Origin of the sequence: Sinomonas humi (genome assembly GCF_000802235.1) — a bacterium.
Classification (GTDB): Bacteria; Actinomycetota; Actinomycetes; order Actinomycetales; family Micrococcaceae; genus Sinomonas; species Sinomonas humi.
In genome coordinates this window covers 134,570-153,889 of the sequence record NZ_JTDL01000140.1, presented here as the reverse complement: position 1 = coordinate 153,889, position 19,320 = coordinate 134,570, and the positions used below count along the sequence as shown (strand labels likewise).

Here is a 19,320-nt window from a genome sequence, read left to right as displayed (position 1 = left end):
CTGACGATGTGTCACAAGTGCGTCGCCGAGATCACGCTCAAGGTGGCGTGTTCTACACCGGATCGAAAAGCTATGATGGTCGGGCTGTGGTTGTTTTCTCGATGGTGGCGACTCACGCCGATCTGAATCTTGAAACCGTTGCCCTCTTGAGCAACGGCGCTTCGACCGTGGCCTCATCAGCCTCCGAGTCCCCGGCCGTCTCAGGCGCCGTCGTCCTCTCGACGTGCAACCGCTACGAGATCTACGCCGAGGCTCCCGCGCCTGAAGACCTCGAAGCGGCGCGCTCGGCCGTCGTCGCCGAGATCAGCCAGCGGAGCGGGTTGCCCAGCCCCACGGTCTCGGATATCTTCCGCACCAAGGACGGGGCCGACGTCGCCCGTCACCTTTTCGCGGTGAGCTCGGGGCTGGACTCGGCCGTCGTCGGAGAACGCGAGATCGCGGGCCAGGTCCGGCGCGCGCTCATTTCCGCCCAGCAGGAAGGAACGGCGAGCCCCTCGCTCGTCCGCCTGTTCCAAGCGGCCTCCCGCACCGCGAAGGAGGTCGGCACGCAGACGGCGCTCGGCAGCCGCGGCCTCTCCATCGTGTCGGTCGCCCTCGACCTCGCGACCGATCTCGCCGAAGAGCGCGACTGGTCGGGCAAGCGCGCGGTCCTTTTCGGAACGGGCGCCTACGCCGGTGCGACTATGGCCTTGCTCCGCGAGCGCGGCTGCACGCACGTCGAGGTGTTCTCCTCGTCGGGTCGAGCCGAGGAGTTCGCCGCGGCGCGCGGCGGCATTGCCGTGACGACGGAGCAGCTTCCCGACGCAATCGCCCGCGCGGACGTGCTCATCGGATGCAGCGGTTCCACGACTCCCATGGAAGCAGTTGAGCTTGCTGCCATCCGCTCGGACTCGCCTCACCAGCTCATCGTGATCGACCTCGCTCTGACCCACGACTTCGATCCCGCCGTGGGGTCGCTCGAGAACGTCGAACTCGTGACCCTCGAGTCCGTGCGCCTTGCAGCCCCTCAGGAGCAGGCAGAGGCGCTCGGCGAGGCGAGCAGGATTGTCGACGCCGCCGCGAGGGACTTCGAGTCGCAGCGCCAAGCGCGTCAGGCCGACGCCGCGATCGTAGCGCTGCGCCGCCACACCATGGCCGTTCTCGACGCCGAGATCGAGAAGGTGCGTGCTCGGCACGGTTGCACGGCCGCAGCCGAAGAAGTCGAGTTCGCGATGCGCCGCATGGTCAAGCAGCTCCTCCATACACCCACCGTCCGCGCGCGCGAGCTGGCAGCGCAGGGCCGCGAAGCCGAATACCTTGCCGCGCTCGACGCCCTTTACGGGATCAGCATCGAGCTGCCCTCGGTCGTCGCCGAATCACTCGGCGACGACCGAGACGGCCAGCGGGATCGCGACGGCCAGGGTGCCGAGGATTGCCCGGTCGACCACTCGCAGGCGGGCTGACAGCAAGCGGATCGCCGGCCGACGGGCGCGTCGGTATGGGCGTACTCGGCGTCGACCTGCCCCACCCGGCCCGGCCGAGCTGCTCAGTAGGTCGGCTTGTCCGGCTCCACATCACGGACCCAGGCGAGGACTCCGCCCTCGAGGTGGCGCGCCGTACCGAATCCCGCATCTCGCGCGGCCGCGAGGACGTTCGCAGAACGCACTCCGGACTTGCAGTGGAAGACAATCTGCTTGTCCTTCGGGAGTTCCCCCCAGGCTTCGCCTGAGAGAAGGCGCCCCTGAGGGATGAGGCGCGCACCGGGAATGCTCACCATCGCATACTCCCCCGGTTCCCGGACGTCGATGAGTTCAAAATCCGCGAGGCCGGCATCCCGGGCGGCGAGCATCTCGGCCAGCTCAGCCGCCGTGACCGAACCCGCGGCCGGGGTCGGCGCGGCCGGGGCGAGACCGCAGAAGGCCTCGTAGTCCGTGAGCTCGGTGATGGGCTGCCCCTCCGGGTCCTTCGCGACGCGGAGCTCGCGCCACGCCGCGTGCAGGGCGTCGTAGAGCTGGACGCGCCCCAGCAGGGTGCGGCCGACGCCGGCGATCAGCTTGACTGCCTCCGTCACCATTGAGGCGCCGATGGTCGCGCACAGCATCCCGTAGACGCCGCCCTCGCCGCAGGATGGAACCGACCCCGCGGGTGGAGCTTCTGGATAGAGGTCGCGGTACGTTGGCCCGTACTTCTCCCAGAACACGCTCACCTGACCGTCGAAACGGAAGATCGAGCCCCATACGTACGGTTTGCCGAGGATCGCCGCGGCATCGTTCACGAGGTAGCGCGTCGCGAAATTGTCCGTGCCATCGAGGATGAGGTCGTAGTCTGCGAAGATCTCGAGGGCGTTCGAGGCGTCGAGGTAAACCTCGTGGAGGCGCACGTCGACGAGGGGGTTGAGCTCGCGCACTGCGTCCCTTGCCGAATGCGCCTTCGGGCGCCCGACGTCCGAGACGCCGTGGATGACCTGCCGCTGCAGGTTGCTGAGCTCGACCGCGTCGTCGTCAACGATCCCGAGCGTTCCGACTCCCGCTGCGGCGAGGTACAGGAGCGCGGGTGAGCCGAGTCCACCGGCGCCAATCACGAGGACCTTCGCGTTCTTGAGCCGACGCTGACCGATGTCCCCGATCTCGGGGATGATGACGTGCCGCGAGTAGCGCTGGACCTCTTCCGGAGTGAGCGGCGGCGCTGGCTCCACGAGCGGCGGGAGCGTGAGCTGATCGGAGGTCAGGGACATGCCTCCAGCCTATGCCCGAACGCGTGGCGGATGCGTGGGCGAGGCAACTCGCGGGTAAAGTGAATCCGTAGCTTGTGCGTGAGAGAAAGGTGGGGCTGTGAGCACCGAGCCTCGCGCGGCATCGATGCGGTCACCGCGCCTCCCAAGGGATGAGCGGAGGGCGCAGCTCCTCAGCGCAGCCCTCGAAGTCTTCGCAGCCAATGGCTACCACGGCGCGGCCATGGATGACATCGCCGAGACCGCTCAGGTCTCCAAGCCCGTGCTGTACCAGCATTTCCCCTCCAAACGCGATCTGTATCTCGCCCTTCTGGACAGCCACCTCGCGGCGCTGACTGAGCTCATGAGATCTGCACTCGCCTCGACGAACGACAACCGCGAGCGCGTCCGCGCCGTCATGCGCACCTATTACGAGTTCATCGCGAAGGACGACAAGGCGCACCGCCTCGTCTTCGAATCCGATCTCGTCAACGACCCCGACGTGGCCTCCCGGCTCGAGACGTTCAACCGCGGCTTCGCCGACGCCATCGCGCGCGTCATCGCGACAGACACCAAGCTGCCTCTGGTCGAAGCGCAGCTCCTCGGCCGCGGACTGGCCGGGATGGCCCAGGTGAGCGCCCGATACTGGCTCGAAACCTCCCGAGATCTCGACCTCAACGTCGCGAGCGATCTCGTTTCGCGTTTGGCTTGGCGCGGAATCTCTCGATTCCCCAAAGAGGCCTAAGGTACGTATAGAAGACCGGCGGGCTGAGGCCTGGACGGCGCATTCATGTTTTGACTGAGCAAAAGGGAGACCACGTGGAAATCAAGATCGGCATCCAGAACGTCGGCCGTGAGATCGTGCTCGAGTCCACCCAGGACGCAGACGCGGTGGCGAAGCTCGTGGCAGAGGCGATCTCGGGGCAGACCGAGCTCCGGCTCCAGGACGAGAAGGGACGCCAGGTCATCGTTCCTGCGAAGGTCATCGGCTACGTAGAGCTCGGAGCCCAGGAGCAGCGCCGCGTGGGCTTCGGCGCCCTCTGACGCAAGTGGAGACTGTCTGGTCGCTCGTCATCGACGTGATCGTGACGGGCGGCATCGGTTTTGCGCTGTGGGCGGCCGACCGGCGGCACGGCAAGTACGGGATCATGCTGCCCGTGGCGCTCGGCGTCGTCATCGCGTGTTTGGCCTGGATCGTCCTGGTCGCCGGCGGGACGGGCTACCTCACAGGCCTCACATGGATGCCGTGGGTCATTCCCATGGCGCTCGGCATCGTGGTCTCGTTCGCAGTGACGAAGCTCGTGGAGCGTCGCCGCGAGAAGCGCGACGTCGCCGACCTCACCCGCGTTCTCAGGGGCTGACTCGTGCCGTCGCCTCCGCAGGGCCCCTCCGCAGGGCCTGCGGAGGCGACGGCACGGTTTCAGAGGGCCACTGCCTCCGAGTTCAGAGGAACTGCGCGCGGCCTTCCATGGGGCTCGACGCGAGCGCATGCTCACGGCGCGGGATGCGCCCCGCCTGAGCAGCGAGGCGACCCGCCGCGACGGCGTGACGGAATGCTGTCGCCATCCGGACAGGGTCCTGCGCGCGGGTCACCGCGGTTGCGAGGAGGACGCCGTCGCAGCCCAGCTCCATTGCGAGCGACGCGTCGGAGGCAGTCCCGATCCCTGCATCGAGCACGACCGGCACCTCCGCCCGGGCCACGATGAGCTCGATGTTGTGCGGGTTGAGGATGCCAAGTCCGGTGCCAATCGGCGCGCCCAACGGCATGACGGCAACGGCACCGAGCTGCTCGAGGCGGCGGGCCAGGGCGGGATCGTCGTTCGTGTACGCAAAGACCTTGAACCCCCGGCCCACGAGCTGCTCTGTCGCGTCTGCCAGCTCAATGGGGTCCGGCAGGAGCGTCGTCTCGTCGGCGATCACCTCGAGCTTGACCCAATCCGTCTCGAGGGCCTCGCGGGCGAGCTCAGCGGTCAGGACCGCGTCGTGTGCCGTGAAGCAGCCGGCGGTGTTCGGGAGGACACGAATCCCCTTGTCGACGAGGAGCTGGAACAGCGAACCCTGCTCGGCCGGGGAGAACCGCCGCATGGCGACGGTCGTGAGCTCCGTCCCCGAGGCCTCAAGGGCGTCGCCGAGGCCGTCGAGGCTCGGTGCCCCGCCCGTCCCCATGATGAGGCGCGAACCGAGTGCCACGCCGTCGACCACGAACGGGTCGTCGGCGAGGAGCGGTTCCCGTGTGGCCTCTGCCGTATTGATGGATGTTCCCATGTCAGCCTCCTTGCATGGCTGTGACGAGCTCGACGGCGTCTCCCGCCGCGAGAGAGGTGGCGGCCCAGCGGGCGCGGGGCACCACCTCCGAGTTGAGGGCGACGGCGACGCCGAGCCGACCACCGTCGGCAGGGCGGCCGTCGGGGCCGAGCGAGCGCCCGGTCGTTGCGGCGACGAGGTCGAGGATGCTCGATCCCTCGGTCAGATCCCGACGCTCGCCGTTGACGGTGAGCGCAAGCGTTGGTGAAGCGTTCATGCGGTCCTTCCTGAGGCTGCAGAATCCCGTTGGGCCTGGTCCATGAACCGATCGGGCCGGAACGCCGCCCAGCGTTCCTCGGTCGCGCCGTCGAGGATTTCACGGCAGACACGCGCGGCCACCGGCGTCAGGAGCACCCCGTGCCGGAAGAAGCCCGTGGCGACGATGAGACCCGGGATGTCGCCGCCGTCGTCCGTCGGTGCCCCCTCGGATGGCTTACCCGCCCACCGTGCCGCGACGCGGCCCAACAGGGGGGCGTTGTCCGGGGTGCCGGGCCTCGCGCGGGCCGTCATCTCGTAGAGCTCGAGCTCCGCGACTGCCGGCACGAGCGCCTGCGCGTCCCTCAGCAGTTCGTACACCCCGCCTGCCGAGACGCCGTCGGAACCGTCCTCGCGTTGGGTCGCGCCGATCACGACCGTCCCGTCCTCGCGCGGAACGAGATAGACGGGCTTGCCCCGCACGAGCCCTCGGACCGTCGCGGTGAGGAGTGGACGGAGGTGCGGAGGAACCCGGAGCCGGAGGATGTCGCCGTGGACCGGCCGAAGCGGAAGCGGGACGGGCACGCCTTCAAGGGAACGGGCTTCGAGGCCATTCGCCACGACTGTCTCCGCCGCGCGAAGCTCCCGGCCGTCGGCCAGGCGTACGCCGACAACGCGGCCCCCTTCCCACAGGAGGCCCCGCGCCCGCTCGCGAACGACCCGCTCCTCGCCGAGGCGGGAAAGCAGCGCTGACAGGAGTCGGCGGGGATCCACCTGATGGTCGGCGGCAATTTCGAAGGCACCGGAGATCGCGGGAGCCAGGAGCGGCTCGAGGCGGCGAGCCTCACGGACCGAGAGTGAGCGGACTTCGAGGCCGTAATGCTCCTGCACTGTACGGAGGTCGGCGAGCGCCTGACGGTCCGCGGCGTCGGCGGCGATGCAGAGCGTTGGGGTCCGGAGGTATCCGGCTTCCGCGGCGAGCGGGCTTGCGAACTCGGGCCAGTACTGGGCGGAGGCAATCATCAGGCCGAGGAGTTCTTCCTCCTGATAGTGGTACTCGCTCACCGCGGCCAGCATTCCCGCGGCGGCGAAGCTTGCCCCTGAGCCTGGGGCGGGATCGACGACGACGACGTGCCGCCCCGAGCGTGCTGCCTCCCAGGCGATCCCGAGGCCCACGACTCCGCCGCCGATGACGGCGACGTCCGCCATGCGGGCGTCGCCCCGGTACTCTTCCACGAAATCCTCGTCCTTCCCTACGCCGGTACAAGCCGGATCAGGTTCTTACGGTCGGCTCAAGCCCTCTCAGCCCGGCTGGCGCCGCCTGCCCTGGGCAGGTCGTCACACGCGGGCTCCCGCAGTCGTGAGGTCTAGTCTAGTTCCATGCTTCTGACCGACGCCCAGCTTTACGTGTGCACCGACGCCCGGAGGGACCGCGGGGACTTCGCGTCCTTCATCGACGCGGCGTTGTCTGGGGGCGTCGACATCATTCAACTTCGCGACAAGCAGATCGAGGCGGCCGAAGAGCTCGAACTGCTCGAGGTTCTCAAGGAGGCGGCCGAGCGCCACGGGAAGCTGTGGGCCGTCAACGACCGCGCGGACATCGCTCTCCTCTCGGGCGCGCCTGTGTTCCACGTGGGGCAGCGCGACCTTCCCCTCGCTGCCGCACGTCGCGTTGTCGGGGACGGCGTTGCAGTCGGCCTGTCGACGCACGCACCCGAGCAGGTCGACGCGGCCCTCGCCGTGGCGGCGCGCGGCGCAACGCCCGACGACGGCCCCGCCCTTGCCTACTTCTGCACCGGCCCCCTGTGGGCCACCCCCACTAAGCCGGGCCGAAAGCCTGTCGGTCTCGGGCTCGTCGAATACGCGGCAGAGCGGAGCGCAGAGGCACTGGCGGAGGGCCGCCCGACGCTGCCGTGGTTCGCGATCGGCGGGATCGACCACAGCAACGTCCACGAGGTCGTCGATGCCGGGGCGAGCCGCGTCGTCGTCGTGCGCGCCATCACCGAAGCCGACGATCCCGCGGACGCCGCCGCCCGGCTCAAGGGCCAGCTGCCGGCCCTCGCGACCAGCGCGGCAACCGCGTGACCGTCGTCGCCTACCAAGGCGAGCCTGGCGCGAACTCGCACATGGCCGCCCTCGAGGCTTTCCCGGACGCTGAAGCCCTTCCGTGCGCGACGTTCGAGGACGCGTTCGCCGCGGTCGACGGCGGCGAGGCACAGTTTGCGATGATCCCGATCGACAACACGGTGGCCGGTCGCGTCGCGGACATCCACCTGCTGCTTCCCACGACGGCGCTGCAGATTGTCGGCGAGCACTTCCTGCGCATCCGGTTCAGCCTCATGGGCGTCGAAGGATCGACGATCGAGGGGGCGCGCGAGGTGCACAGCCACGTCCACGCGCTGGCGCAGTGCCGCGGATTCATCCGCACGCACGGACTCACTCCCGTCGTCGCCGGGGACACCGCGGGCTCCGCGCGCGAAGTGGCTGAATGGGGTGATCCGACGAAGCTCTCGATCGCTCCTCCCCTCGCAGCCCAGCGCTACGGCTTGGAGGTCCTCGCGTCCGACATCGAAGACCACAAGCACAACACCACGCGCTTCGTGATCCTCGCTCCCCCGCGCGAGTTTCCCCAGGTCGGCGACGGCCCGTTCGTGACGAGCTTTGTCTTCCGGGTGAAGAACATCCCGGCGGCGCTGTACAAAGCACTCGGCGGCTTCGCGACGAACGGCGTCAACATGACGCGGCTCGAGAGCTACATGGTGAACGGGAAGTTCGCCGCCACGATGTTCATGGTGGACGTCGAGGGCCACCCTGACGAGCCCCCGCTCGCGCGTGCCCTCGAAGAGCTCGCGTTCTTCTCGACCGAGCTTCGCCTCCTCGGGGTCTTCCCCGCGCATCCGCGGCGGTTCGGCCAGACGGCCTGACCCAGAGCGTTCTGTCCGCTCGCGGCGTGGGGGTCTAGGCTGGCGCTCGTGGGCTATCAAAACATCAGCCCGAAGGCGCGGCCGGCCACGGCCCCCGGCGGCCGGCCCAGCGGCGCGGCGCTCGAGGCGGCCTTCGCCGCGCTCCGCGAGGAGTTCCAGCTCGCTTCCGAGTATCCCCCGGCTGCCTTGGCAGACGCCGAGGCGGCGATCGCATCGCTCGAACTTCCCTCCCCCGATCAGACTCACATCGAGTTCGTCACGATCGATCCTCCGGGATCCACGGACCTCGACCAGGCGATTCATATCGAGCGGGACGGCGCGGGTTACCGGGTGCGCTACGCCATCGCCGACGTGCCCGCTTTCGTTCGGCCCGACGGGGAGCTCGACGCCGAAACGCGGCGCCGCGGCCAGACCATCTACGCCCCGGATGAGAAGGTTCCCCTCCACCCGCACGACATCACCGACGATGCAGGAAGCCTCCTCGCCAACTCGGTCCGGGGGGCATTCGTGTGGGACTTCCGCCTCAATGCGAAAGGGGAGATGACCGGCGTCGGACTTCAGCGCGCCCGGGTTCGCAGCCGCGCGCGGCTCGCCTATGCCGAGGTGCAGCAGCAGATCGATGCGGGGAGCGCCACCGATTCCCTCATGCTCCTCAAGGAGGTGGGCCTCAAGAGGGTCGAGCTGGAGCGTCAGCGGGGCGGCGCGAGCCTCAACCTGCCCGAGCAGGACATCGTGCCGACGGACGACGGCGGCTACCGGATCGAGGCTTCCTCCGCGCGTCCCGTCGAGGACTGGAACGCGCAGATCTCGCTCATGACCGGGATGGCCGCTGCCAAGCTCATGATGGACGGCGGGATCGGGATCCTGAGGACGATGCCGCCTCCCGATGAGAAGTCCCTGCGCCACTTCCGCCGCCAGACCCAGGCCCTTGGCCGAGAGTGGGACCCGAGCGTCCCGTACGGCGAGTATCTGAGGACGCTTGACGCCTCGGATCCGTGCCAGCTCGCAATCCTCCATGCCGCTGCGGCCCTTTTCCGCGGGGCGGCCTACACCCCTTTCGACGGCAGCGTGCCCGAGCATCACGTGCAGGCGGCCATTGCTGCGCCGTACGCTCACACGACTGCACCCTTGCGCCGTCTCGTCGACCGCTTCGTGCTCGTGCTCTGCGAGGCGCTGGCGAACGAGGGCGAGGTCCCCGGATGGGTGCGCGATGCGTTGCCCGCGCTGCCCAGCATCATGGCGGCGTCGGACCTTCGAGCAGCCCAGGTCGAGCGGGCCTCCCTCGACCTCGTAGAGGCCGCGCTCCTCGTGCACCGCGTGGGCCAGACGTTCGACGCCGTCGTCGTCTCAGGCTCGAAGCCGTCGCCGACGAACGGCGCGGCGCCAAGCAACGGCGCGGCGCCAAGCAACGGCGCGGCGGCAAGCAACGGCGCGGCGGCAAGCAACGGCGCAGCGGCAAGCAACGGCGCAGCGGCAAGCAACGGCGCGGTGCCGAGGAACGGCACGGCGGCCGATGGCGGCCCGGCTAACGGGGGCGCGGCCAACGGGAATGGCCGCCCGGACCAGCCGCTGGACCGCATCGCGAGTTCGCAGAACGGGACGCGTCCCGCGGGTGTCGCGAAACCGTTCGGCACGGTCCAGCTCGCGGATCCGCCGGTCACGGCGCGCTGTGAGGGCGATATGGAATCCGGAACGACGATTCGCGTTCGCCTCGTGACCGCGGACATCCAGAAGCGGTTGGTCCTGTTCGAGCGCGTGTAATCCGTCCACCTGCCCGGCCGACCCCCTACCCCAACCCATCTCCGCCGGTTCCCCGCCCTTCCGCCGCCCAGAACCCCCACCTTTCCGGCCGACCCCCTACCCCGACCCATCTCCGCCGGTTCCCCGCTGAGGCTGCGGGAAGAACTGTGTCGGTTGTTCTCCACATACGCGGCTAACCGGAGGATTCACAGTCTTCCAATGCGCGAGAGTGACGTTCATGAAACCTCTCGATCTCTCCCGCCTCGGGCCCCGGCCCCAATTTGCCGAAGGGCTCTGCACTTCTCGAGAACTCGCTCTCCTTGGCTTTGGTGATCGCTCAGTACCGGACCTCGTGGCGGATGGCGTGATCATTCGGCTCCGGCGTGGCTGCTACGGACTCGCCTCCCCCAAGTACCCCGACTGCACCGTTCCGCACCGTGAACGCCTTGAACGGCTCCGGCACATTCGGGCTCACGCTTTGGAACGTGCTTCAACTGGAGCAAGCCTGAACTTCAGCTACTCGGGTGTGAGTGCCGCTGCACTCCTCGGAATGAGCCTTTGGACAGCGGAACGGCGAATTCACCTCGTGCAGCCGTTCAAGTCTTCGTCGAGGGACCATGCCAGGGACGTCGTCAAGGCATACAGGCCGAACGTCCCCACCCAATCGGTCGAAGGGCTCCCTTGTACTTCGCCCTCAGAGACAGTTGTCGACTGCCTCCGGATCCTCCCCCGTGAGCCGGCCATGATCGTGTGTGAGTCGGCGCTCGCGCAGGGCTTGGTCGACGGAGACTCACTCCTCGCCGCTGTCCAGAGAGCCCGTTATCGGAGGGGCGTTGAGGCCGCACGCGCAGTGGTCGCCGCCGCGAGCCGGCTCTCCGAATCCCCAGGGGAAACGAGAACTCTCCTTGTGCTTCGATCCCTGCCCCTGCCTGCGCCGGTTCAGCAGTTCGGCGTCCAAGTCGGGGCTCATACCTATCGTCTCGATTTCGCATGGCCTGACCTGCGGGTCGGTCTCGAATTCGACGGCCTCGTGAAATACACCGGCGCTATCCCCACATCCGAAATACTCAAGCGCGAGCGAGAGCGTGAGAACGCCCTTGTGGACGACGGGTGGGTGATCGTCCGCATCACCTGGTCTGATCTTGCTCACCCCTTGCGCATTCAAGCCATGCTCGAGCGGGCGTTCGAGCGCGCGCGCCGATACCGCGCGGCTTGATGCGCTTTCTTCGTCCCGCTGCGGGGTGAACCGGCGGAAATCGGTCGAGGAAGGGGGTCAGCCGGATCGGAGCCGGCCACACCCGGCGGAACCTCGGCGGACCGGCGGCAATCAGTCGGGGAAGGGCGGGCCATCGCAAGTCCCACTCGCTCGGTCAACACGCGTGTCGTAGGCCACGATTCTCGGAATTGCAACCCCCCACGGTATCCTTGGAATGTTATTGGATGCCCGGTCGTATATCCGCGATCTGCTTTTTACCCTGCTGGCCACTGGCGCCGGCGCCCTGATAGCCCGCGATCGGCTTCCACTGGATGGCTGCTGCGCGGCTGCTCCGAACGCCTCCGGGCGAGGCGAGGCTCTCTGCCCCTCGTCCCCGGTTCGTCCGTCGAGCGGCTCGACCAGGCCCAGATGGAGAGGGACATCACCCCTTGAACGAAGTCCACACACACGAAGTCCTCTTGGACGATTCGGGCGCCGAGGTGCTCGAAACCGAGGAGACCATCACCAACGACGCCCCCGTCCGGCAGGAAGCTCAGAAGACCTTCAGCGACTACGGCGTCCTCCCGGAGATCGCCCAGTCGCTCGCCGACGCCGGAATCCTTCACCCGTTCCCGATCCAGTCGATGACGCTCGGCGTCGCCCTCAGCGGGCACGACATCATCGGCCAGGCGAAGACCGGCACCGGCAAGACGCTCGGGTTCGGCATCCCGAGCCTTCAGCGCACCGTCTCCCCGGACAGCCCCGACTACGCGAAGCTGCCCGTTCCCGGCGCACCGCAGGCCCTCATCGTCGTCCCGACACGCGAGCTGGCCGTGCAGGTTTCGCAGGATCTGAGGACCGCCGCGAAGCGCACCAATCTGCGCATCGAGGTCATCTACGGCGGGCGCGCCTACGAGCCGCAGATCGAGTCGCTTCAGCGCGGCGTCGACGTCGTCGTGGGCACGCCGGGTCGCCTCATCGATCTGCATCGCCAACGGCACCTCAGCCTCAAGAACGTGCGCGTCGTCGTGCTGGACGAGGCCGACGAAATGCTCGACCTCGGCTTCCTGCCCGACGTGGAGACGCTGCTCGGCGCCGTGCCAGCGGTCCGCCAGACGCTCCTCTTCTCGGCGACCATGCCCGGCCCCGTCGTCGCGATGGCCCGTCGCTACATGTCCCGGCCGACCCACATCCGAGCAGCTGACCCGGACGACGACTCCATCACGAAGAAGGACATCCGGCAGGTCATCTACCGCGCCCACCAACTCGACAAGGACGAGGTCGTGGCCCGCATCCTCCAGGCCGAGGGCCGCGGCCGGACCATCATCTTCACCAAGACGAAGCGGACTGCTGCGAAGCTCGCAGAGGAACTTGTGGACCGGGGCTTCGCTGCCGCGGCCCTGCACGGCGACCTCGGGCAGGGCGCGCGCGAACAGGCCCTCCGCGCATTCCGCAACAACAAGGTCGACGTCCTGGTTGCGACAGACGTAGCCGCTCGCGGCATCGACGTCGAAGACGTCACCCACGTCATCAACTTCCAGTGCCCTGAGGACGAGAAGGCCTACTTGCACCGCGTCGGCCGCACCGGCCGTGCCGGCCACAAGGGCACCGCAGTGACGTTCGTCGACTGGGAGGATGTCCCTCGCTGGTCGCTCATCAACAAGGCTCTGGGGCTCGACGTCGCCGAGCCGGTCGAGACGTACTCGTCGTCTCCCCACCTCTTCACCGACCTCGACATTCCGGAGGGCACGAAGGGGCGCCTGCCCCGGCACAAGCGTGTTCTTGAGGGAGTCGAAGGCGAGGAGCTCGAGGACCTCGGTGGTCCTGCCAAGAAGTCACGCCGCCGCAGCGGCAAGGGCCGTGAGCGCGAGCATGGCGAGAAGCGCGAACGGCGCGAGCCCGCAGCGCGCAACGAAGGCGATCGCGAGGCGAACGCTGAGCGCAGCGACGGCGAGGGCAAGCGCGGCCACGGCCGCGGGCGCTCTGACCGCCAGTCGCGAGGTGAGGGCCGTCCGCGCCGACGCCGCACGGTGAACAGCGAGGAGACTGCGTCCGCCGAAGGTGTCCCCACTCAGGGGAAGGGCCGGGGCGCGAAGGCTGGCGAGACCGAACAGAATCCCGCCGCCACGGCCGCCGCCGTGTTCCTGCAAGGAGACACCGAGGAAGGCGTCGATCGCGGCATGCGGGCCGCACGGCGTCGTCGTTCGCGGACCCGCCGCGTCGAAGGCGAGGTCGTCAGCCGCTCGCAGGCCGAGTAGGGCTCGGGACAGCGTGTCGGTGAGCCCCTTGAGTCCGGGCGGCGGGTGGCGCCCGGACGGCCCCGACCTCGTCGTCGAGGCAGACAACGCGGAGTACCTCCCGTCCCTGCCCGACGGCGGGTTCACGATGGTCTACATCGACCCGCCGTTCAACACCGGCCGGGCACAGCGCCGTCAGTCGCTCACGACGGTTCGCAGCTCGGAGGGGGACCGAGTCGGCTTCGGGGGCCAGCGCTACGAGACGATCAAGGGCGCCCTCCACCGGTACGACGATGCGTTCGGGGACTACTGGACCTTCCTCGAACCGCGCCTTCTCGAGGCCTGGCGGCTCCTCTCCCCCGAAGGCACGCTCTACCTGCACCTGGACTACCGCGAGGTGCACTACGCGAAGGTCATGCTCGACGCTGTCTTCGGGCGCGAGTGCTTCCTCAACGAGATCGTGTGGGCCTATGACTTCGGCGCCCGCGCCCGGCGGCGTTGGCCGACGAAGCACGACACGATCCTCGTGTACGTGAAGGATCCCGCGATGTACCACTTCGACAGCGCGGAAGTGGACCGCGAGCCGTACATGGCGCCCGGGCTCGTAACACCCGAGAAGCGTGAACTCGGCAAGCTTCCGACCGACGTCTGGTGGCACACCATCGTCTCCCCCACGGGACGCGAGAAGACCGGGTACCCGACCCAGAAGCCACTCGGTCTCGTACGCCGCATGGTGGCCGCGAGTTCCCGCCCCGGCGACTGGGTGCTCGACTTCTTCGCCGGCTCAGGCACGCTCGGCGCGGCGGCCCACGAGCTCGGCCGGCGTTTCGTGTGCGTCGACTCGAACCCTCAAGCCGTCGACATCATGGCCGCGCGGCTCCCGTCAGCCGAGATTGTGCGGGCGGAGGCGCGTCCGGCCTGAGCCCCGCGGCCTGCCGCGCGCTCACACCCGAACGACGACGGCGCCCCGCGCCTGCCGTTCGATCTCCGCGAGCACTTCGGCCGACGTCGTGTTCTCTCCGAGCCGGTTGACCTTGCCGAGCCCGTGGTAGTCCGAGGATCCGGTCACAAACAGCCCGTTCCGCTCGGCAAGCTCGAACAGAAAGGGTCGCCGGGCCTCGGGGTTGTCCCGGTGGTAGACCTCAAGCCCCGCGAGGCCGGCATCGATCATGTCGTGGTACGTCGCCTCGCCGACAATGCGCCCTCGCGCCTCCGCTACGGGGTGCGCGAAGACCGGGACCCCGCCCGCGGAGCGGACGAGTTCGACGGCGAGCGCCGGCTCGGGAGCGTAATGCTGTACGAAATACCTCGAGCGCGACGAGAGGATGGTCGCGAAGGCCTCGGAGCGATCCTCGACGATCCCCGCAGCAACGAGCGCGTCGGCAATGTGGGGTCGGCCGACCGTTGCGCCTGGCGCGACGTGGTGCGTGACGTCGTCCCACGAGAGCGGGTAGTCCTCGGCAAGCAGCGAAACCATATGCTCCGCGCGGCTGAGCCTGGCGTCCTTGGCCTTCGTGATCTCCTCAAGGAGTCCCTCATGGCGCGGATCATGAAGGTAGCTCAGAACGTGGACGCTGATCCCCTCAGGCGTTCGGCAGGAGACTTCCATGCCCGGCACGAGCGTGATCCCCAAGCTCAGGGCAGCCTCGGTGGCCTCGGCCCATCCACTCGTCGAATCGTGGTCCGTGATCGCGACGGCATCCAATCCCGCAGCACGCGCGGCCGCAACGAGCCCCGTAGGAGTGTCTGTCCCATCCGAGACGCTCGAGTGGGCATGCAAATCGATCCTCACGCGACCACGATAGCCTTCCCGGCCGCATCGCCCCGCCGAGCGAAGGGCTGGACTTGGCGGAGGCCGGTGGAAGAATGGCATGGTGATTGCTTCCGAATCCGCGGCCGGCGGTGGCTACAGCCCTCAACCCGGCGCCCAGTCCGAGCAGCAGACGGTCCAACCCCTCGAGGAACGCGTGAACAACCGCTCGCAAAGGCCCTCCTCGGACGCCTTCAAGAGCTTCATGGCCTCACAGTGGGCCCCTTCCGACCAGGAGCTCCCGCCCCTCGCCGAGGTCGCAGCGTTTGCCGCGCACCGTCGTCGTGCGATCTCCGACCGTTTCCCGGGCGAACGTCTCGTGATCCCCGCCGGACCGCCCAAGGTGCGATCGAACGATACCGACTACCGGTTCCGCCCCCATTCGGCATTCGCCCACCTCACGGGACTTGGCACCGACCACGAGCCCGATGCCGTGCTCGTCCTCGAGCCTGTCGAAGAGGGAACGGGCGACGACGGCGGTCACCACCTTGCGACGCTCTACTTCCGTCCGCTCGCAGGCCGCGACACCGAGCAGTTCTACGCAAACGCGCACACCGGCGAATTCTGGGTGGGCCCGCGGCCCACCCTGGCCGAGCTCAAAGCGCGTCTCGGCCTCGCTACTGCCCACCTCGACGAACTCGAGGTGGCTCTCACGAAGGGCGTCGGCGCACCGGAGGTCGGGGGCCTGTCCATCCGCCTCGTTCGCAAGGTCGACGAGAACCTTGACGCACTCATCGACACCGCTCGCTACAACACGGCTCAGGACCCCGACGCCCTCGACCTGAGCGAATTCGATGCGCTTGACGATCAGCTCAAGGAGGCCCTGTCCGAGCTTCGGCTCGAGAAGGACGAGTGGGAGGTCGAGCAGCTCAAGGCGGCTGTAGCCGCGACGGCTGCCGGATTCGAGGAGATCATCCGTGCCCTCCCGAGGGCCGTGGCCCACCATCGCGGGGAGCGGGTCATTGAGACGGCGTTCTTCGCCAAAGCCCGAGAAGAGGGCAACGACCTCGGTTACGACACCATCGCCGCCGCAGGCAATCACGCGACGATCCTTCACTGGATCACCAACAATGGCCCAGTGAAGGAAGGCGACCTGCTCCTCGTCGACGCGGGCGTCGAGGCCGAGTCGCTGTATACGGCTGACATCACTCGCACCGTTCCCGTGAACGGCAAGTTCAGCGAGACGCAGCGCCGCGTCTACCAGGCGGTGCTCGATGCCGCTGACGCGGCGTTTGCCGCAGCCCGCCCTGGGGTTCGCTTCCGCGAGATCCATGCTGCGGCGATGGAAGTCCTCGCGGCCCGTCTCGAAGGGTGGGGGATCCTGCCGGTGACCGCCGCTGAAGCCCTCTCGCCGGAGGGCCAGCAACACCGCCGATGGATGCCGCACGGCACGAGCCACCACCTCGGCCTCGACGTCCACGACTGCGCACAGGCCCGCGCGGAACTCTACCTCGACGGCGAACTCGCTCCTGGCATGGTCTTCACGATCGAACCGGGCCTGTACTTCAAGGAAGAGGACCTCGCCGTACCTGAGGAGTATCGCGGGATCGGCGTCCGGATCGAAGACGACATCCTCATGACTTCTGACGGACCCGTGAGTCTCACCTCGGCGCTCCCCCGCGAGGTCGACGATGTTGAAGCCTGGATGGCCCGCCTGCTCTGATCCCACCCCCGTATCCCCTCCCCCGGGGCGGGGCCATGTATCCTGCTCCTCGTGGCAATCCAGCGCCGGACCCCGGGCTCTCAGACTTCACTTCGTGAAGCCAACCGAGCGCGAATCATCGATGTCATCAAGAAGTACGGGGGCCTGACGCAGGTCGAACTGGCCGGTGCCACCGGCCTGTCTCCGGCCACCGTCTCGAACATCGTCAAGGAACTCTCCACATCCGGGGTGCTCCACACGACGCAGAGCATCCGCAGCGGCCGCCGCGCCCAGCGCGTGACGCTCGCCCACACCCTCGGACTCGTCGTGGGAGTGCACTTCTCGGCGCGCCACATGCGGATCGCACTCGCCGATGTCGCAAATACGGTTGTGACCGAGAACCACATGCCGCTCGCGAGGGACCATCGGGCCGACAACGAGCTCGATCGGGTTTCCCTGCTCCTGACCGACATGCTCGAATCGGTGGAGGCCTCGCGCGAGGAAGTGCTCGCCGTCGGCCTCGCACTCCCCGCGCCCTACGACCGCAGGACCGGCACCATCGCGCGGGGAGGCATCATGCGCGGATGGGACGGCGTCGAGATCGCGGACTCGCTCGCAAGACGCCTCCAGCGGCCCGTCTACGTGGACAACGCCGCGAATCTCGCTGCTCTCGCGGAAGCGCGGCACGGCGCTGCGCGCGGCAAGCGGAATGCCGTCACGCTCGAGATCGGGGACGGCATCGGGGCGGGCCTCCTGCTGAACGGGCAGCTGTTCCGCGGTGCGCATGGAGTGGCCGGGGAGTTCGGCCACTTCACCGTTCGCCAGAACGGTGCCCTCTGCCGTTGCGGCAACAGGGGGTGCCTCGAAACTGTTGCCTCCGGCCCGGCCATCATCGAAGTGCTGAGGGACCATCTGGGGAGCCTGAACCTCGGCGACGTGGTCGTCCAGGCGATGTCAGGGGACGCACGCTGCATCCGTGCCATCGCCGATGCGGGCAGGCACATCGGCCTCGCAGCGGCAAACCTCTGCAACCTCCTCGACCCCGAGAGGATCGTCGTCGGAGGCGAGCTCTCCCGCGCCGGCGAACTTCTGCTCGGCCCCTTGCGGCACGCCGTCGAGAGCTCGATCATCGTGGGCGAGGACCTCGTGCCGGACATCGTGCAGGCGCAGCTCGGGCTCCGGGCGGCGACGCTAGGAGCGATTGCCTATGCGGTCGACTGCATTGCCATCGACACTGACGTGGCGGCACCCGGAACTGTCGAAAGGGCATGATCAGGACTCGAACGAGCTCCTTGAGTTCAACTCTTGACGCCAAGGTTTCCTCCTGCGAAACTCAACGGAGCCGCCAAGGGAGGCGGTTGCGAATGGGAGGTTTTTTCAATGAAGATCGCCACCATGCGAGCGGTCGTCGCCTCGGCTGCGGTCCTGCTCACGGCCGTTTCCATGGCTGGATGTTCGAACGGAGCCAGCAGCGGCTCCTCGACCGCGAATGCCAGCAGTGCGAAGATCGGCCTGCTCCTGCCGGACTCGGTGACAGCCCGCTACGAGGCGGCTGACAAGCCCTTCTTCGAGTCAGAGATCAAGTCTCTGTGCGCCGGGTGCCAAGTCCTCTATTCGAACGCGAACGGCAGCGCGAGCACTCAGCAGCAGCAGGCGGAGTCACTCCTGACCCAGGGTGCGAAGGTGCTCGTCCTCGATCCGTTCGATGGCCAAGCGGCGGCGTCGATCGTGAATGAGGCGAAGGCGAAGAACGTCCCGGTGGTCTCCTACGACCGCCTGATCAACAGCCCCGACGTGAACTACTACGTCTCGTTCGACAATGAGAAGGTCGGCGAACTTCAGGGCAAGGCGCTCGTCGACAAGCTCAAGCAGGACAATGTCCCTGCCGGCAGCGGAATTCTTATGGTCGATGGCTCGCCGACCGACCCCAACGCTGCAATGTTCAAGAAGGGCGCCCACTCCGCGATCGACTCGAGCGGCTACAAGGTCCTCGCCGAGTACGACACACCGGGTTGGGATCCGGCGCAGGCCCAGAACTGGGTGGCCGGCCAGGTCACTCAGTTCGGCAGCAAGATCAAGGGTGTCTACGCGGCAAACGATGGCACCGGCGGCGGCGCGATCGCAGCGCTCAAGGCGGCCAACGTGTCCCCGATGCCACCCGTCACCGGCCAGGATGCTGAGCTCGCAGGCATCCAGCGGATCCTTTCCGGCGACCAGTACATGACGGTCTACAAGGCCATCAAGCCCGAAGCCGAGCGGGCTGCCCAGCTTGCCATCGACCTCGTCAACGGGAAGAAGCCCAATGGCGATACCACCGTCAACACCACGGGCGGCAACGCGATCCAGTCGTTCCTGCTGACTCCCGTCGCGGTGACCGCGACGAACATCGAGTCGACGGTCGTCAAGGACGGCTTCTATGGCTCCAATTCCGCGGCTCAGATCTGTACGAGCACGTACGCGGCTGCGTGCGCGAAGTACGGCATCAAGTAGGAGTTAGCCGGCGACGGGGCGGAGGGCCATTCCAGGCCCTCCGTCCCGTGCCGTCCGCTCCCACCCTTTCAGGTATCAGCACCAATTCTTCAGG

General features: G+C 67.8%; 19 protein-coding genes and 1 riboswitch. Of the genes, 13 read left to right on the top strand and 6 right to left on the bottom strand.

Annotated elements, in window-relative coordinates; translation table 11 throughout:
* Positions 1-86 precede the first annotated feature (86 nt).
* Complete coding sequence (locus LK10_RS15565; RefSeq protein ID WP_043125474.1) at positions 87-1,442, top strand: glutamyl-tRNA reductase; 1,356 nt, start codon at positions 87-89, stop codon at positions 1,440-1,442.
* Between the two features lie 83 nt (positions 1,443-1,525).
* On the opposite strand, the gene moeB is transcribed toward LK10_RS15565, so the two are convergent.
* Positions 1,526-2,713: a molybdopterin-synthase adenylyltransferase MoeB gene (gene moeB, locus LK10_RS15560; protein ID WP_043125472.1), complete on the bottom strand. Its 1,188-nt coding sequence runs from the start codon at positions 2,711-2,713 to the stop codon at positions 1,526-1,528.
* A 124-nt stretch (positions 2,714-2,837) separates the two neighbouring features.
* On the opposite strand from moeB, the gene LK10_RS15555 reads away from it, so the two are divergent.
* From LK10_RS15555 to LK10_RS15545, 3 genes are all read left to right on the top strand, one after another.
* Positions 2,838-3,434, top strand: a complete 597-nt coding sequence (locus LK10_RS15555) for a TetR/AcrR family transcriptional regulator (RefSeq protein ID WP_081998603.1) — start codon at positions 2,838-2,840, stop codon at positions 3,432-3,434.
* Between the two features lie 74 nt (positions 3,435-3,508).
* Entirely contained in the window at positions 3,509-3,733 is a 225-nt protein-coding gene (locus LK10_RS15550; protein ID WP_043125467.1) for a DUF3107 domain-containing protein, read from the top strand.
* Between the two features lie 5 nt (positions 3,734-3,738).
* The gene (locus tag LK10_RS15545; RefSeq protein ID WP_043125466.1) at positions 3,739-4,050 is read left to right on the top strand and encodes a hypothetical protein; all 312 of its coding nucleotides are present in this window, start codon (positions 3,739-3,741) and stop codon (positions 4,048-4,050) included.
* 82 nt (positions 4,051-4,132) lie between these two features.
* Here the strand turns inward: LK10_RS15545 and LK10_RS15540 are convergent, their stop codons facing one another.
* The 3 genes from LK10_RS15540 to thiO are packed head-to-tail and all read right to left on the bottom strand — an operon-like array spanning position 4,133 to position 6,397.
* A complete protein-coding gene (locus tag LK10_RS15540; protein WP_043125464.1) occupies positions 4,133-4,954 on the bottom strand; it encodes a thiazole synthase in 822 nt (273 codons plus the stop codon).
* A 1-nt stretch (position 4,955) separates the two neighbouring features.
* On the bottom strand, positions 4,956-5,210 hold the full coding sequence (gene thiS, locus LK10_RS15535) for a sulfur carrier protein ThiS (protein ID WP_043125461.1): 255 nt from the start codon (positions 5,208-5,210) through the stop codon (positions 4,956-4,958).
* A complete protein-coding gene (thiO, locus tag LK10_RS15530) occupies positions 5,207-6,397 on the bottom strand; it encodes a glycine oxidase ThiO (protein ID WP_052207434.1) in 1,191 nt (396 codons plus the stop codon). The genes thiS and thiO overlap by 4 nt, the downstream gene beginning before the upstream one ends.
* A gap of 23 nt (positions 6,398-6,420) precedes the next feature.
* A riboswitch (TPP riboswitch) is annotated at positions 6,421-6,554 on the bottom strand.
* 14 nt (positions 6,555-6,568) lie between these two features.
* Here thiO and thiE point away from each other — a divergent pair.
* The 3 genes from thiE to LK10_RS15515 are packed head-to-tail and all read left to right on the top strand — an operon-like array spanning position 6,569 to position 9,873.
* Complete coding sequence (gene thiE, locus LK10_RS15525; protein WP_043125456.1) at positions 6,569-7,273, top strand: thiamine phosphate synthase; 705 nt, start codon at positions 6,569-6,571, stop codon at positions 7,271-7,273.
* Entirely contained in the window at positions 7,270-8,112 is an 843-nt protein-coding gene (locus LK10_RS15520; protein ID WP_043125454.1) for a prephenate dehydratase, read from the top strand. The genes thiE and LK10_RS15520 overlap by 4 nt, the downstream gene beginning before the upstream one ends.
* Before the next feature lie 48 nt (positions 8,113-8,160).
* Positions 8,161-9,873 (top strand): RNB domain-containing ribonuclease, encoded by a 1,713-nt coding sequence (locus tag LK10_RS15515; RefSeq protein ID WP_408021463.1) that lies wholly within the window; start codon positions 8,161-8,163, stop codon positions 9,871-9,873.
* A gap of 316 nt (positions 9,874-10,189) precedes the next feature.
* On the opposite strand, the gene LK10_RS22000 is transcribed toward LK10_RS15515, so the two are convergent.
* A complete protein-coding gene (locus LK10_RS22000) occupies positions 10,190-10,327 on the bottom strand; it encodes a hypothetical protein (protein WP_156144205.1) in 138 nt (45 codons plus the stop codon).
* 267 nt (positions 10,328-10,594) lie between these two features.
* On the opposite strand from LK10_RS22000, the gene LK10_RS21995 reads away from it, so the two are divergent.
* The 3 genes from LK10_RS21995 (at position 10,595) to LK10_RS15500 (ending at position 14,206) form a co-directional block, all read left to right on the top strand.
* The gene (locus LK10_RS21995) at positions 10,595-11,068 is read left to right on the top strand and encodes a hypothetical protein (protein WP_156144204.1); all 474 of its coding nucleotides are present in this window, start codon (positions 10,595-10,597) and stop codon (positions 11,066-11,068) included.
* A gap of 428 nt (positions 11,069-11,496) precedes the next feature.
* Positions 11,497-13,305: a DEAD/DEAH box helicase gene (locus tag LK10_RS15505; RefSeq protein ID WP_043125452.1), complete on the top strand. Its 1,809-nt coding sequence runs from the start codon at positions 11,497-11,499 to the stop codon at positions 13,303-13,305.
* 28 nt (positions 13,306-13,333) lie between these two features.
* Positions 13,334-14,206 (top strand): DNA-methyltransferase, encoded by an 873-nt coding sequence (locus LK10_RS15500; RefSeq protein ID WP_043125619.1) that lies wholly within the window; start codon positions 13,334-13,336, stop codon positions 14,204-14,206.
* Between the two features lie 21 nt (positions 14,207-14,227).
* Here LK10_RS15500 and LK10_RS15495 read toward each other — a convergent pair whose 3' ends face one another.
* Positions 14,228-15,076, bottom strand: a complete 849-nt coding sequence (locus tag LK10_RS15495) for a PHP domain-containing protein (RefSeq protein WP_043125449.1) — start codon at positions 15,074-15,076, stop codon at positions 14,228-14,230.
* A gap of 79 nt (positions 15,077-15,155) precedes the next feature.
* On the opposite strand from LK10_RS15495, the gene LK10_RS15490 reads away from it, so the two are divergent.
* From LK10_RS15490 to LK10_RS15480, 3 genes are all read left to right on the top strand, one after another.
* Positions 15,156-16,757 carry an aminopeptidase P family protein gene (locus LK10_RS15490; protein WP_052207432.1) on the top strand — a complete coding sequence of 534 codons (1,602 nt, stop codon included), beginning with the start codon at positions 15,156-15,158 and terminating at the stop codon, positions 16,755-16,757.
* Between the two features lie 51 nt (positions 16,758-16,808).
* Positions 16,809-18,008: an ROK family transcriptional regulator gene (locus LK10_RS15485; RefSeq protein ID WP_043125447.1), complete on the top strand. Its 1,200-nt coding sequence runs from the start codon at positions 16,809-16,811 to the stop codon at positions 18,006-18,008.
* 108 nt (positions 18,009-18,116) lie between these two features.
* Complete coding sequence (locus tag LK10_RS15480) at positions 18,117-19,226, top strand: ABC transporter substrate-binding protein (protein ID WP_043125445.1); 1,110 nt, start codon at positions 18,117-18,119, stop codon at positions 19,224-19,226.
* Positions 19,227-19,320: the final 94 nt, after the last annotated feature.

Coding starts and splice junctions, on each gene's coding strand:
- thiO (WP_052207434.1), bottom strand. CDS start 6,397: ATGGCGGACGTCGCCGTCATCGGCGGCGGAGTCGTGGGCCTCGGGATC.
- LK10_RS15555 (WP_081998603.1), top strand. CDS start 2,838: ATGCGGTCACCGCGCCTCCCAAGGGATGAGCGGAGGGCGCAGCTCCTC.
- LK10_RS15540 (WP_043125464.1), bottom strand. CDS start 4,954: ATGGGAACATCCATCAATACGGCAGAGGCCACACGGGAACCGCTCCTC.
- thiE (WP_043125456.1), top strand. CDS start 6,569: ATGCTTCTGACCGACGCCCAGCTTTACGTGTGCACCGACGCCCGGAGG.
- LK10_RS15490 (WP_052207432.1), top strand. CDS start 15,156: ATGGTGATTGCTTCCGAATCCGCGGCCGGCGGTGGCTACAGCCCTCAA.
- moeB (WP_043125472.1), bottom strand. CDS start 2,713: ATGTCCCTGACCTCCGATCAGCTCACGCTCCCGCCGCTCGTGGAGCCA.
- LK10_RS15480 (WP_043125445.1), top strand. CDS start 18,117: ATGAAGATCGCCACCATGCGAGCGGTCGTCGCCTCGGCTGCGGTCCTG.
- thiS (WP_043125461.1), bottom strand. CDS start 5,210: ATGAACGCTTCACCAACGCTTGCGCTCACCGTCAACGGCGAGCGTCGG.
- LK10_RS21995 (WP_156144204.1), top strand. CDS start 10,595: ATGATCGTGTGTGAGTCGGCGCTCGCGCAGGGCTTGGTCGACGGAGAC.